At 74.0% G+C, this 12,680-nt stretch carries 14 protein-coding genes; 8 read left to right on the top strand and 6 right to left on the bottom strand.

What is annotated here, in order from left to right; translation table 11 throughout:
- Positions 1-129 precede the first annotated feature (129 nt).
- Genes G6553_RS11230 through G6553_RS11205 form a run of 6 tightly spaced genes read left to right on the top strand, consistent with a single transcriptional unit; the run spans position 130 to position 5,860 of the window.
- The gene (locus G6553_RS11230; RefSeq protein ID WP_166192397.1) at positions 130-771 is read left to right on the top strand and encodes a M15 family metallopeptidase; all 642 of its coding nucleotides are present in this window, start codon (positions 130-132) and stop codon (positions 769-771) included.
- Positions 768-1,925: an alanine racemase gene (gene alr, locus G6553_RS11225; RefSeq protein ID WP_347565654.1), complete on the top strand. Its 1,158-nt coding sequence runs from the start codon at positions 768-770 to the stop codon at positions 1,923-1,925. Before G6553_RS11230 ends, alr begins: the two co-directional genes overlap by 4 nt.
- Entirely contained in the window at positions 1,922-2,911 is a 990-nt protein-coding gene (locus G6553_RS11220) for a D-alanine--D-alanine ligase (RefSeq protein WP_166192394.1), read from the top strand. Before alr ends, G6553_RS11220 begins: the two co-directional genes overlap by 4 nt.
- Positions 2,908-3,924, top strand: coding sequence for an acyltransferase (locus G6553_RS11215; protein ID WP_166192391.1), 1,017 nt, complete (start codon positions 2,908-2,910; stop codon positions 3,922-3,924). Before G6553_RS11220 ends, G6553_RS11215 begins: the two co-directional genes overlap by 4 nt.
- Positions 3,921-5,189, top strand: coding sequence for a histidine kinase (locus tag G6553_RS11210; protein WP_166192389.1), 1,269 nt, complete (start codon positions 3,921-3,923; stop codon positions 5,187-5,189). The genes G6553_RS11215 and G6553_RS11210 overlap by 4 nt, the downstream gene beginning before the upstream one ends.
- Positions 5,162-5,860, top strand: coding sequence for a response regulator transcription factor (locus G6553_RS11205; RefSeq protein WP_347565653.1), 699 nt, complete (start codon positions 5,162-5,164; stop codon positions 5,858-5,860). Before G6553_RS11210 ends, G6553_RS11205 begins: the two co-directional genes overlap by 28 nt.
- A 161-nt stretch (positions 5,861-6,021) precedes the next feature.
- Here G6553_RS11205 and purE read toward each other — a convergent pair whose 3' ends face one another.
- The 6 genes from purE to G6553_RS11175 form a co-directional block, all read right to left on the bottom strand.
- Complete coding sequence (gene purE / locus G6553_RS11200; RefSeq protein ID WP_166192515.1) at positions 6,022-6,549, bottom strand: 5-(carboxyamino)imidazole ribonucleotide mutase; 528 nt, start codon at positions 6,547-6,549, stop codon at positions 6,022-6,024.
- 5 nt (positions 6,550-6,554) lie between these two features.
- Positions 6,555-7,739 (bottom strand): 5-(carboxyamino)imidazole ribonucleotide synthase, encoded by a 1,185-nt coding sequence (locus G6553_RS11195; protein ID WP_166192386.1) that lies wholly within the window; start codon positions 7,737-7,739, stop codon positions 6,555-6,557.
- Between the two features lie 53 nt (positions 7,740-7,792).
- Positions 7,793-8,101, bottom strand: a complete 309-nt coding sequence (locus G6553_RS11190; RefSeq protein ID WP_166192383.1) for a winged helix-turn-helix domain-containing protein — start codon at positions 8,099-8,101, stop codon at positions 7,793-7,795.
- 103 nt (positions 8,102-8,204) lie between these two features.
- Positions 8,205-9,197, bottom strand: a complete 993-nt coding sequence (locus G6553_RS11185; RefSeq protein ID WP_166192381.1) for an adenylate/guanylate cyclase domain-containing protein — start codon at positions 9,195-9,197, stop codon at positions 8,205-8,207.
- Positions 9,190-9,714: a PH domain-containing protein gene (locus G6553_RS11180; RefSeq protein ID WP_166192379.1), complete on the bottom strand. Its 525-nt coding sequence runs from the start codon at positions 9,712-9,714 to the stop codon at positions 9,190-9,192. Before G6553_RS11180 ends, G6553_RS11185 begins: the two co-directional genes overlap by 8 nt.
- 19 nt (positions 9,715-9,733) lie before the next feature.
- The gene (locus G6553_RS11175; protein ID WP_347565652.1) at positions 9,734-10,516 is read right to left on the bottom strand and encodes a biotin--[acetyl-CoA-carboxylase] ligase; all 783 of its coding nucleotides are present in this window, start codon (positions 10,514-10,516) and stop codon (positions 9,734-9,736) included.
- A 144-nt stretch (positions 10,517-10,660) separates the two neighbouring features.
- Here G6553_RS11175 and G6553_RS11170 point away from each other — a divergent pair, with 144 nt between their 5' ends.
- Together G6553_RS11170 and G6553_RS11165 are read left to right on the top strand one after the other, a co-directional pair.
- Positions 10,661-12,319 carry an acyl-CoA carboxylase subunit beta gene (locus G6553_RS11170; protein ID WP_347565651.1) on the top strand — a complete coding sequence of 553 codons (1,659 nt, stop codon included), beginning with the start codon at positions 10,661-10,663 and terminating at the stop codon, positions 12,317-12,319.
- Complete coding sequence (locus G6553_RS11165; protein ID WP_166192370.1) at positions 12,319-12,567, top strand: acyl-CoA carboxylase subunit epsilon; 249 nt, start codon at positions 12,319-12,321, stop codon at positions 12,565-12,567. The genes G6553_RS11170 and G6553_RS11165 overlap by 1 nt, the downstream gene beginning before the upstream one ends.
- Positions 12,568-12,680 lie beyond the last annotated feature (113 nt).

Raw genomic sequence — 12,680 nt, 5'->3', positions numbered from 1 at the left:
CACAGCCTGGAGTAGGCCCAGCCTGAAGTAGGCACAGCCCGGAGCAGGACCCGGTCTCCTCCTCGAGGACAGCGGTCCGGCACCTCAGGTGGACGCGGAGGAGGGTCGTCGGGCGGCAGCGTTGCCGTCATGACGATCCTCCTCGCGGACCCGCGGGTCCGTGCCGTGCCGGTCATCGAGTCGGGCGAGCCGCTGGTCCGCCTCGGCGCCGACCTCTCCCCCGCCGGCGCGGTGGTCCGCGCGGGCCTGGCCGAGCGGCTGGTGCGCGCCGACGCCGCGCTGCCCACCGGCCTACGGCTGCGCGTGCTGGAGGGGCACCGGAGCGCGGCCGACCAGCAGGCGATCATCGAGACGTACGCCGCGCAGCTGTGCGCGCTGCACCCCGGCATCGGCCCGGCCGACCTCGAACGGCTCACCAGCCGCTTCGTCGCGCCGCTCGACGTCGCCCCGCACGTCGCCGGCGCTGCGGTCGACCTGACCCTGGTCGACGTGTCGGTGGACCCGGCCGGGGTCGAGCTCGACCTCGGCACGCCGATCGACGCGACGCCCGAGCAGAGCGGGGGCCGCTGCTTCACCGCCGCCGACGACATCCCGGCCGCGGCCCGCGCTCGCCGCGACCTCCTGGCCGAGGTGCTGGGGGCGGAGGGCCTCGTGAACTACCCGACGGAGTGGTGGCACTGGAGCCACGGCGACCGGTACTGGGCGCTGGTCACCGGCGCCGACCACGCGCTGCACGGGCCCGTGCTGGTCGAGGCCGAGGTGGCGGCGTGAGCGCCCTGTGCCCCGAGCCGACCGCGGCGCGGACCAGTGCCGGACCGCTGCTCGAGGTCGACCTGGCCGCGGTCGCCGCCAACACGCGGCTCCTCGCCGACCGTGCCGCGGGCGACCTGATGGCGGTCGTGAAGGCCGACGGCTTCGGCCACGGCGCGGTCGACGTCGCCCGCACCGCCCTGGCCCACGGGGCGACCTGGCTCGGAGTCACGAGCCTCGCCGAGGCGCTCGCCCTGCGGGCGGCCGGGCTGCACGCGCCGGTGCTGAGCTGGCTGAACCCGGTCGACGCCGACTGGGCCACCGCGGTCGCGTCCGGCGTCGACGTGGCCGTGCCCGGCCTCGAGCACCTCGCCGCGGTCGCGGCGGCGCCCGGCCGCGCCCGCGTCCACCTCCACGTCGACGCAGGCATGGCCCGCGACGGCGCCGCGCCCGCCACCTGGGCCGCGCTCTGCGCCGCGGCCCGGCGCGCGGAGCGGCACGGCCGGGTCGAGGTCGTCGGGGTGATGGGCCACCTCGGCTGCGCCGACGACCCGGGCGACGGCTGCAACGCAGTCGGCCGCACCCGCTTCGCCTGGGCGCTGGAGACCGCACGCGCCGCCGGGCTGCGCCCCCAGCACCGCCACCTCGCCGCGACCGCCGCCACGCTGACCGACCCGCGCACCCACCACACGATGAGCCGCGTCGGCGCCGGTCTCGTCGGCATCGACCCGTCCGGCACGACCGCCCTGCGCGGAGCGCTGACCCTCACCGCGCCGGTCGTCTCCGTGCGGCGGGTGCCGGCCGGCACACCGGTCGGCTACGGCCACGCGCACCGGACCGACCGCGCGACGCACCTCGCACTCGTGCCGGTCGGGTACGCCGACGGCCTCCCCCGCGCCGCCTCCGGCCGCGCCGAGGCGCTCGTCCGCGGGGAGCGCCGGCCGCTGGTCGGCCGGGTCTCGATGGACCAGGTCGTCGTCGACCTCGGCGACCGGCCGGTCGCCCCCAGCGAGACCGTCACCCTGCTCGGACCGGGCGACGCCGGCGAGCCCACCGCCGCCGACTGGGCCGACTGGGCCGGCACCATCCCGCACGAGGTCGTCACCGGCCTCGGCGCGGCCACCCGTCTCCGCCGCCGCACCACCGGCGCGGCCCACCTCAGGAGCCTCGCATGAGCGCCAGTCCCACCCGCTGCGCGCGGCCCGTCCGCACCCGCGTCGCCGTCATCGGCGGCGGACGCAGCTGCGAGCACGACGTGTCGCTGGCCTCGGCCGCCTCCGTCGCCGACGCGCTCGACCCGGCGGCGTACGACGTCGTGCGGCTGACCATCGACCGCGACGGCTCCTGGTCCGCCGACGACGGGGCCCGGCTCGACCTGGCCGGCGCCGTCACGGTGCTGGCCGGCTGCGACGTCGTCCTCCCGGTGGTCCACGGCCCGCACGGCGAGGACGGCGAGCTCGCGGCGCTCTGCGAGCTCGCCGGCGTGCCGTACGTCGGCTCCGCGGTCGGCCCCGGTGCGGTCGCCATGGACAAGTGGGTCACCAAGCTCGTGGCCGAGGCGGTCGGCATCGCCACGGCGCCCGGCCGGCTCGTCACCGCCGCCACCGCGAGCGCCCTGACCTGGACCGGACCGGTCGTCGTCAAGCCGGTCGCGGCCGGCTCCAGCCTCGGCGTGAGCCTGGTCGACTCGCCCGAGGGGCTGGCCCCTGCGCTCGCGGAGGCGCTCGCGCTCGACGACCGGGTGCTGGTCGAGGAGGTCGTGCGCGGTCGCGAGGTCGACGTGGCCGTGCTGCGCCGGGCAGATGGCTCGGTCGTCGCCTCGCCGGCGCTCGAGATCGTGGTCGACGGGTTCTTCGACCACGCCGCCAAGTACGGCGGCGGCGCCGACTTCCAGGTGCCCGCGGCGCTCGACGAGGTCGACGCCAAGGCGCTCGAGGCGGCCGCGCTGGCGGCGTACGACGCCCTCGGCTGCGACGGCGTCGCGCGGATCGACTTCTTCCTTACCGACGCGGGGCTGGTGCTCAACGAGGTCAACACCGTGCCGGGGATGACCGAGCACTCGCAGGTGCCCCGGATGTTCGCGGCTGCCGGCCTGCCGTACGCTGCGCTGCTCGACGAGCTCGTGCGCGCCGCGCTCCCCACCCCGACGACCAGGGCGTGAGCGGCACGCATCCCGCCCGCGTCGAGGGGATCGACCTCCTCCGCGGCGTCGCCGTCGGGCTGGTGGTGCTGCGGCACGCCTTCCCCGACGTCCTCCCCGGCGCGGGCGTGGTCGGCGTGGTGGCGTTCTTCGCGCTGTCGGGCCACCTGATCACCGGGCTGCTCGTCGACGAGGTGGGCCGGACGGGGCGGATCGACCTGCTCCGCTTCTATTGCCGCCGCGCACGCCGGCTCGTGCCGCCGCTGCTCGTGCTCGTCGCCGGCGTGGTCGCCGTGACGCTCGTGCTCGACCCGATCGGCGACCGCGACCGCCTCGGCGACACCGTCCTCGTCGCGCTGACCTGGACCGCCGACCTGCCGCTCGGCGACCCGAGCGACGCTACGTTCCACCTGTGGACGCTCGCGCTGGAGGAGCAGTTCTACCTGGTGTGGCCGGCATTGCTGCTGCTCGCCGTGCCGCGACGACGCACCGGTGTGCTGCTGGTCGGCGCCGCTGCCGCCTGCCTGCTCGCGTGCGTCGCCACCGTCGCCTGGTTGCGCGAGGACCCCGACCTCGCCTACTCGTTGCCGACCTCGTGGGCGGTCTGCTTCGTCGTCGGCGCGGCGTCGCGGATCCACGCCGACCGGTTCCGGCCGCCGTCGTGGGCGGTGCCGGTGGCCCTGGCGGGGCTCGGGGTCCTGGCCGTGGTTCCATTGCGCGGTCACGCGCTCACCTACCTGGCGGGAGGACCGGCCATCGCGCTCCTCACGGCGGTCGTGCTGTCCTCGTGGCGCACGTGGACGACCGTCGACGCCGCCGCCCTCCGGCCGCTCGTGTGGCTGGGGACGGTGTCCTACGCGGCCTACCTGTGGAACTACCCGCTCACCGTCTGGCTCCGCCCCCACACCGACCTCGCCGGCCCGCTCGCGGCGGTGCTGACGCTGGCGTGCGCCGCGCTGTCCTGGCGGTACGTCGAGGCGCCGCTCGGACGACGGCAGCGCGCGACCCGTGCCCGGACGGCGGTGCCTGCGTGAGCCCGGTCGACGCCCCGCTGCCCGCTTGGCAGCGCTGGGCGCCGGACGTCTCCGGGGGCGTCGCCACCTTCGCGCTCGGCGTGGTCGAGGTGCGCGGCAACGTCTACGCCGACGACCGGGCGGCGGCGTACGTCATCGTGCTGGCCGTCGCCGTGGCCGTCGGGCTCTCGCGGGCGCTGCCGGCCGCGGCGCTCGGGGTGGCGTGGTTCGCCGGCGCCGTGCAGGTCACCAGCGGCGCCGGCGCGATGCTCGTCGAGGTGCTGCTCGCGGTGGTCGCGTTCGGCTGTGCCCGCTGGGGCAGCGCAGCGACCGTGTGGTTGAGCGGGCTGTCCATGCCGCTCGGGGCGCTCATCGCGGTGCTGTGGCTCGACAGCGACCTGGTGTACCGCGCGCTCGAGCTGGCCGGCGTGCGGCTGCTCGCCGAGACGGCGTACCGCGGCGGGGACTGGCGCGTGCCGGCCAGCCTCCTGATCTTCGCGCTGCTCGCGACGCCGTGGCTGCTCGGGCTCGCGCTGCGCTTCCTCGACCGCGCCCGCCGCTCGCGCGACTCCCAGGTCGTCGCCGAGGCCGAGCGGGACCAGGCCGAGGAGATCGCTTCGCTCCGCGAGGACCAGGCCCGGCTCGCCCGCGACGTGCACGACGTCGTCGGCCACTCCCTCGCGGTGATCCTCGCCCAGGCGGAGTCGGCGCAGTACCTCCCCGAGGCCGACACCGAGGCCCTGCGCCGCACCATGGCCAACATCGCCACCTCCGCCCGCACCTCGCTCCAGGACGTCCGCCAGGTGCTGAGCTCCACCGACGGCCGGCCCGCCGCCGGCGGCCAGCACGGCGATCTCGACGCGCTCGTCGAGGGGGTCCGGGCCAGCGGCCACGAGGTCGTCTCCACCGAGGTCGGCACGCCCAGGCCGCTGCCGCCGGAGCTCGAGGTGGTCGCCTTCCGCGTGCTGCAGGAGATGCTCACCAACGCGATCCGCCACGGCCGGCGCGACGAACCGGTCCTCGTCGAGCGGCACTGGGAGGGCGAGCTGCGCCTCGAGGTGCGCAACGTGATCGGCGAGCAGACCGTCCACGAGCAGGAGACCCGCCCGTTGGCGACCGTCGACCCCGCGGAGCTGGCCGCGCAGACCGGGGCCGGTCACGGGCTCGACGGGATGCGCCGCCGGCTCGAGGCCGTCGGTGGCCGGCTCGACGTACGCCGTCGCGAGGAGCCGGGCGGCGCCACCTTCACCGCGACCGCGTGGGTGCCCTTCCGGAGCGGCCGGTGAGCGGCTCGGGCGAGGACATCCGGGTGCTCCTGGTCGACGACCAGGAGCTGTTCCGCGAGGGCGTGCGGGTGATCGTCGACGCCCAGGAGGGCATGCACGTCGTCGGGTCCGCGGGCGACGGGCTCGAGGCGGTCCGGCTCGTCGACGAGCTGGAGCCCGACGTCGTGCTCATGGACATCCGGATGCCGGAGATGGACGGTGTCGAGGCCACCCGGCAGCTCTTCTCCCCCGACCGGGCCGCCCGTCGGACGCGTCCGGTGCGGGTCGTTGTGCTCACGACGTTCAACCTCGACGACCGGGCGGCCACGGCGATCCGGTACGGCGCCAGCGGGTTCCTCCTCAAGGACACCACCCCGGTGATGCTCCGCGACGCGATCCGCACGGTGCACGCCGGCAACGCCGTCCTCGCCCCCGCGGACCTCTCGACCCTCCTCGACGGCCAGTTCCGCGCCCGGGCGGCCGTGCCGCCGGCGTACGCCTCGCTGACCGAGAAGGAGCGCGAGGTCTTCGCCGCCGTGGCCCGCGGCCTCTCCAACACCGAGATCGCCGGCCTGGTCTTCGCCGGCGAGTCGACGGTCAAGACCCATGTCGGCGCCATCCTCCGCAAGCTCGGCCTCCGCGACCGCGTGCAGATCGTCGTCTTCGCCCACGAGCACGGCCTCGTCGGCTGAATCCGGGCGGCGCCCTCGTCGACCAGCTACCAGAGGTGGTCGCCGGCAGCGTCTGACGTAGGCGAAGCGGTCGGCCGCGGCACTTCTGGTAGTCCGTCGACGAACGGGAACACCAGGTCACATCAGCCCCGCAGACGCCCGCAGGTTTCGAGACAGGCGCGCTAGAAGCCGAGGCGCTGCGGAGCGGACTCGCGGCGGACGGTCTCGCCCTTGGCCTGGGCGGAGGCCTTGAGCTCGGCCTGGAAGTCGACCATCCGCTGCTGGAGGGCGGGGTCGGTGGCGGCGAGGATCCGGACCGCGAGCAGGCCGGCGTTGCGGGCGCCGCCGACGGCGACGGTGGCGACGGGGACACCGGCCGGCATCTGCACGATGGAGAGCAGCGAGTCGAGACCGTCGAGGTACCGCAGCGGCACCGGGACGCCGATGACCGGCAGCGGGGTGACGGCGGCGAGCATGCCCGGCAGGTGGGCCGCTCCTCCGGCGCCGGCGATGATCACCGACAGCCCGCGGCCGGCGGCCTCCTTGCCGTACGCCAGCATCTCCTCCGGCATCCGGTGCGCGGAGACCACGTCGGCCTCGTGCGCGACGCCGAACTCCTCGAGCGCCTCCGCGGCTGCCTGCATGGTCGGCCAGTCGGAGTCGGACCCCATGACGATCCCGACGCGGGGAGCCTGCTCGGTGCCAGCCATCTCGTTCACTCGCTCTCGTTGCCGAGGTCGCCGCGGAACCAGGCGGCGGCGTGCCGCGCCCGCTCCAGGCAGTCCTCGAGGTCGTCGCCGTAGGCGTTGACGTGGCCGACCTTGCGGCCGGGTCGCGGCTCCTTGCCGTACAGGTGCACCCGCAGGTGCGGGTCGCGCGCCATCGCGTGCGGGTAGCCGTCCCAGAGCCGACCGACCTCGGGGTCGGGGCCGCCGAGGATGTTGACCATCACCGTCCAGCGGGCCCGCGGCGCGGGCGAGCCGAGCGGGAGGTCCATGACCGCGCGCAAGTGGTTCTCGAACTGGCTGGTGACGGCGCCGTCCTGGGTCCAGTGGCCGGTATTGTGGGGCCGCATCGCCAGCTCGTTGACGAGGATCCGCCCGTCGGTGGTCTCGAAGAGCTCGACGGCCAGCACGCCGGTCACGCCGAGCTCGCCCGCGATCCGCAGCGCGACCTGCTGGGCGGAGGTCGCCAGGTCGGGGTCGAGGTCGGGCGCCGGGGCGATCACCTCGTGGCAGATGCCGTCGCGCTGGGTGCTGGCGACGACCGGGTACGCCGCCGCCTGCCCGCTCGGGGAACGGACGACCAGCGCGGAGAGCTCGCGGCGGAAGTCGACCCGCTCCTCGGCGAGGATCCGCACGCCGGTGTCGCGGGCCACCGCGAACGCCTCGGCGCAGACCGCGGCCCAGTCGTCAGCACCGTCCTCGCCGGCGTCGACGAACCACACGCCCTTGCCGTCGTACCCGCCCCTCGTGGTCTTCAGGACGCAGGGGAACCCGAACGCCTCGACCTCGGCGACGTCGGTGACGATCGCGTTGCGGGGGCACGGGACGCCGAGCTCGGCGAGCCGCTCGCGCATGACGCCCTTGTCCTGGGCGTGGACGAGCGCGTCGGGCCCGGGCCGCACCGCGACGCCGTCGGCCTCGAGCGCGTGCAGGTGCTCGGTCGGCACGTGCTCGTGGTCGAAGGTGACGACGCTGCAGCCGGCCGTGACCGCGCGCAGCGTGTCGAGGTCGCGGTGGTCACCGACGAGCTGGTCGGGGATCACCTGCGCGGCGGAGACGCCGGGCGCCTCGGCGAGCAGCCGCAGCGGCAGGCCCAGCGCGATCGCGGGCTGCGCCATCATCCGGGCGAGCTGGCCACCGCCGACGACGGCCAACGTGGGAGCGAGCTCGGGCACGACGGAACCCTAGAGCAGACCCGGGCGCCGCCCGGCCGGGGCCCGACGACCGGTCAGGCCGGCGGCTGGAGCTCGAAGCGCAGACCCTTGCCGCGGATCGTGGAGATCAGGTGGGGGTGACGGCTGTCGTCGCCCAGCTTGCGCCGCACCCAGCCGAGGTGCACGTCGATGGTCTTCGAGGACGTCCAGAACGTCGTGTGCCACACGTCGCGCATCAGCTCGTCCCGCGTCACGATCTCCCCCGCCCGGGAGATGAGGGCCTGGACGAGGTCGAACTCCTTGCGGGACAGGACGATCTCCTCCTGACCGCGCCACGCACGGCGGCTGTCGGGATCGACTCGGACGTCCTGCACCTCGAACACACCCCAACCGTAGGCCGCTCCCCCACGCAGTCGAGCAGAAACGCCCAAACGGGCCAGTGGCAACTTCGTGCCATTCGTCTCACCCTCAGGGGTGAGACGAATCTTAGTGTCTCCGGACGGCCAACGGCTCGACGATCCCGAAGCCGCGCACCGGCCGCGCGGGCAGCCGTCGGGTCTCGAACTGGTCGGAGGGGAGCAGCCCCGCGGTCGCGGCGTCGATGATGATCCGGTTGCGGCGGGCCACGGCGGTGAGCCGCGCGGCCATGTTGACCGGCGGGCCGAAGACGTCGCCGAGGCGCATCACCACGGACCCGGTCGCCAGCCCGACGCGCACGTCGGGCATCCGCTGGTCACGGCCGATGACGTTGATGATCCCCTCGGCGGTGTCGTAGGCACGGACGGGGTCGTCGTTGACGAAGAGCACCGAGTCGCCGATCGACTTGATGACCCGCCCCCGCTGCATGGCCACGACGTCGGCGCACCGCGACTCGAAGAGCTCGACGAGGTCGCCGATCCGCTCCTCGGTCAGCTGGTTCGACAGGGCCGTGAACGACACGATGTCGGCGAAGCCCACCGAGAGCGTCGTGGTGTGGAGGTCCTCCTCGTCGGCGCCGAGTGCCTCGATCCGCGCCACCGCGGCAGCGAGGTGGCGCCGCCACGCGTAGATCAGCAGCTCCTCGAACGGCTTGCCGAAGTGCTCGAGGAACCGCCGTGCCGAGCCTGCGCGGGTCCCCGTCGCCGCGTCGCCCTGCTCGAGCTCGTCGATGCGGTTGACCATCGCCGCCACCTCCCAGTCGGCGAGGCGCGCCATGTTCTGCCCCACCGCCCGGGTGATGTTCACCGCCAGGTCGAGGTCGAACAGGCCGGCCTGCACGCCCCCGACCAGCGTCCCCAGCGCGCGCAGGTCCGCAGGGGTGTACGCCGCCTCGTCGCCGCTCTCGGGGAAGCCGAGCGCGCGCCAGAGCCGGCGGGTCTCGTCCAGGCCGATGCCGGCGGCCTCCGCGACCTCGACGGCGCTGTAGACCGGGTCCTCGCCCAGGATGGTCCGGTGCAGCTCCTCGGGCTGCTCCGCCTCCTCGGGCTGTCGGTCAGGCACCTTCGTCACGGCGCCGGTCGGAGCGCGCGCCGGTGCGCGGGTCGTGGATCTCGTGCAGGAGGTCGTTGAGCCGGCGCTGCGCCTCCTCGACCCGCGGGATGTCGGGCAGGCGCACCTGGCCGTGGGTGCTGGCGTCGCTGATGACCAGCGTGCCGCAGCCGAGCATCCGGTCGGTGAGGTGCAGCTCGATCGCCACGTCGCTGATCCGGGAGAGCGGGATGTCGTGGCCGCGGCGGGTGAGGACGCCGGTGCGGGTGACCAGCCGGCGGTCGGTGAAGGTGTACGTCGCGGTCGTCCAAACCAGGAACGGCCACACGACGAACCGCAGGAGCACGATCGCTGCGACCGCCCACACGAACCAGGTGACGTACCGCTGGTCGGCGAGCACCTGCACGAACACGGCGGCCGCGATCGTCACGACCAGCGCCAGCAGCGGCACCAGCAGCGCCTTGACGTGCGTGCGCATGCTGACGACGACGGTCTCCCCGTCGCTCAACAGCTTCTGCGAGATGGCCACGGGTGGATCATGTCATCGATCACACCGCGGGGGCCCCGGTGGCCGCGCGCACGTGGACGACGTCGCCGGCGCCGACGGCGACCTGGCGGTCCGGTCCGGCGACGACGAGATGACCGGAGGGATCGATCGCGGTCGCCATGCCGGTGAGCACCGAACCGTCGGGGAGGTCGACGCGCACCTGGCGGCCGACGGTGACGCAGGCGTCGGCGTACGACTCGGCCAGGCGCATGCCGGCGAGGTCGCCGCCGGCCTGCCACGCGTCGTACGCCTCGCGCAGGCTGGCGAGCACGTCGACCAGCAGGGCGGTCCGGTCCGGCACCGGTCGCCCGGCGGCCTCGATCGCCAGCGACGTGGCGGTCGGCACGGGCAGCTCGTCGGGGCCCAGCCCGACGTTGATCCCGATCCCGACGACGGCGCACGGGCCCTGGTCGGTCTCGATCCGCTCGACGAGGATGCCGGCGACCTTGCGGTCCCCGATGAGCACGTCGTTGGGCCACTTCACACCGGCGTCGAAGCCGGCGGCCTTCAGCGCCTTGTCGACGGCGTACCCCGCCAGCAGCGGCAGCCAGGGCCAGCTCCGTGTCGGCGCGGTCGGGCGCAGCAGGAGGGAGAAGGTCAGCGCCGACCGGGCGGGCGTCTCCCAGGACCGGTCGAGCCGGCCACGGCCCGCGGTCTGGTGCTCGGTGACCACGACGAGACCCTCGGGCGCACCGGCGCGGGCGCGCTCCACGACCAGCGCGTTCGTCGACGGGGTCTCGTCCACCACCTCGACGCTGACCCCCGGAACGAGGTCGGGGCTCACGCCCGAGAGAACGGTCTCGTCAAGGGGTGGGCGTTCGGCCGAGGTCGCGGTCACGGGCACTACATTGACCCACGCCCAACCCAGATGCCAGCACCAGGCCAGCACCAAGGCCCGCACCGACGCCGACGAGGAGACGTCCCGAACGTGAGCGCTGAGAGCACCGAACGTCCCGGCCAGGGGACCGACGTCCCCGCGGACATCGACCTGCACACGACGGCCGGCAAGCTGGCCGACCTCGACCGCCGCCTCGACGAGGCCGTGCACGCCGGGTCGGCCAAGGCGGTCGAGAAGCAGCACGCCAAGGGGCGCCAGACCGCCCGCGAGCGGATCGAGATGCTCTTCGACGAGGGTTCCTTCGTCGAGCTCGACGAGCTGGCGCGGCACCGCAGCACGGCGTTCGGGCTGGAGAAGAACCGGCCGTACGGCGACGGCGTCATCACCGGCTACGGCACGATCGACGGCCGCCAGGTCTGCGTCTTCTCCCAGGACTTCACCGTCTTCGGCGGCTCGCTGGGCGAGGTCTACGGCGAGAAGATCACCAAGGTCATGGACCTCGCGATCAAGACCGGCTGCCCGATCATCGGCATCAACGAGGGTGCCGGCGCCCGCATCCAGGAGGGCGTGGTCTCGCTCGGCCTGTACGGCGAGATCTTCCGCCGCAACGTGCACGCCTCGGGCGTCATCCCCCAGATCTCGATGATCATGGGCAACTGCGCCGGCGGCCACGTCTACTCCCCGGCGGTCACCGACTTCACGATCATGGTCGACCAGACCTCGGCGATGTTCATCACCGGTCCCGACGTCATCAAGACCGTCACCGGCGAGGACGTCTCCATGGAGGAGCTCGGCGGCGCGCGGACGCACAACACCAAGTCCGGCAACGCCCACTACATGGCCTCCGACGAGGAGGACGCGATCGAGTACGTCAAGGCGCTGCTCTCGTTCCTCCCGCAGAACAACCTCGACGAGCCGCCCGCCTACGACGCCCCCCATGGGCAGGGTGCGGACCTCGAGGTCAACGACGCCGACCGGGCGCTCGACACGATCATCCCGGACTCCCCGAACCAGCCCTACGACATGCACGACGTCATCAAGGCCGTGGTGGACGCTGATGACGATGGCGTGGGGGACTTCGTCGAGGTCATGGAGCTGTTCGCGCCGAACATCATCATCGGCTACGGCCGGGTCGAGGGCCGGCCCGTCGGCGTCGTGGCCAACCAGCCGATGCAGTTCGCCGGCACCCTCGACATCGACGCCTCCGAGAAGGCCGCCCGCTTCGTGCGCACCTGCGACGCCTTCAACATCCCGGTCCTGACCTTCGTCGACGTCCCCGGCTTCCTGCCCGGCACCGACCAGGAGTGGAACGGCATCATCCGCCGCGGCGCCAAGCTCATCTACGCCTACGCCGAGGCGACCGTCCCGCTGGTCACCGTCATCACCCGCAAGGCCTACGGCGGCGCCTACGACGTCATGGGCTCCAAGCACCTCGGCGCCGACATCAACGTCGCCTGGCCCACCGCGCAGATCGCGGTCATGGGCGCCCAGGGCGCGGCCAACATCGTGCACCGCAAGACGCTGGCGCAGGTCGAGGCCGAGGGCGGCGACGTCGAGGCCAAGCGGGCCGAGCTCATCGACGAGTACGAGACCACGCTGGCCAACCCCTACATCGCCGCCGAGCGCGGGTACGTCGACGCGGTCATCCAGCCGCACGAGACCCGCTCCGAGGTCGTCCGGGCGCTGCGGCTGCTCCGCTCCAAGCGGGCATCGCTCCCGCCGAAGAAGCACGGGAACATCCCGCTCTGATGGCCGCCGACGAGCAGACCCCCGACGCCGCCCCGGAGCAGCAGCCGACCCGGCCGCTGCTGCGGGTGGTCAGCCCGAGTGCCACGCCGGAGGAGGTCGCGGCGCTCGTGGCCGTGCTGTCGTCGATGGGCGGCGGCCAGCCGCCCGCGAAGCGACCGCGGCCGGAGTGGAGCGCTCCGCACCGGCTCGTCCGGCGCACGCTCCCGCACGGCCCGGGCGGCTGGCGGGCCAGCGCGCTGCCGCGCTGACCCCTCCACCGCGAACCTTTCGCGAATCCCACCGCGCCGCCGGCGTACCTCCGCCAGAATCCTTGAGCGGAAGTTGAGGTTCGCGGTGCCCACCCCTTGAGGTGAGCCTTAAA

It is taken from the genome of Nocardioides sp. IC4_145, assembly GCF_011250565.1.
In the GTDB taxonomy this organism is placed as follows: domain Bacteria; phylum Actinomycetota; class Actinomycetes; order Propionibacteriales; family Nocardioidaceae; genus Nocardioides.
Note: the sequence above shows the minus strand (reverse complement) of the source record. Positions and strands in the feature narration are given on the sequence as shown.

Bases quoted from the DNA above. Each gene is read 5' to 3' on its own strand.
- G6553_RS11230 (WP_166192397.1), top strand. From the start codon at position 130: ATGACGATCCTCCTCGCGGACCCGCGGGTCCGTGCCGTGCCGGTCATC.
- G6553_RS11220 (WP_166192394.1), top strand. From the start codon at position 1,922: ATGAGCGCCAGTCCCACCCGCTGCGCGCGGCCCGTCCGCACCCGCGTC.
- purE (WP_166192515.1), bottom strand. From the start codon at position 6,549: ATGGCTGGCACCGAGCAGGCTCCCCGCGTCGGGATCGTCATGGGGTCC.
- G6553_RS11165 (WP_166192370.1), top strand. From the start codon at position 12,319: ATGGCCGCCGACGAGCAGACCCCCGACGCCGCCCCGGAGCAGCAGCCG.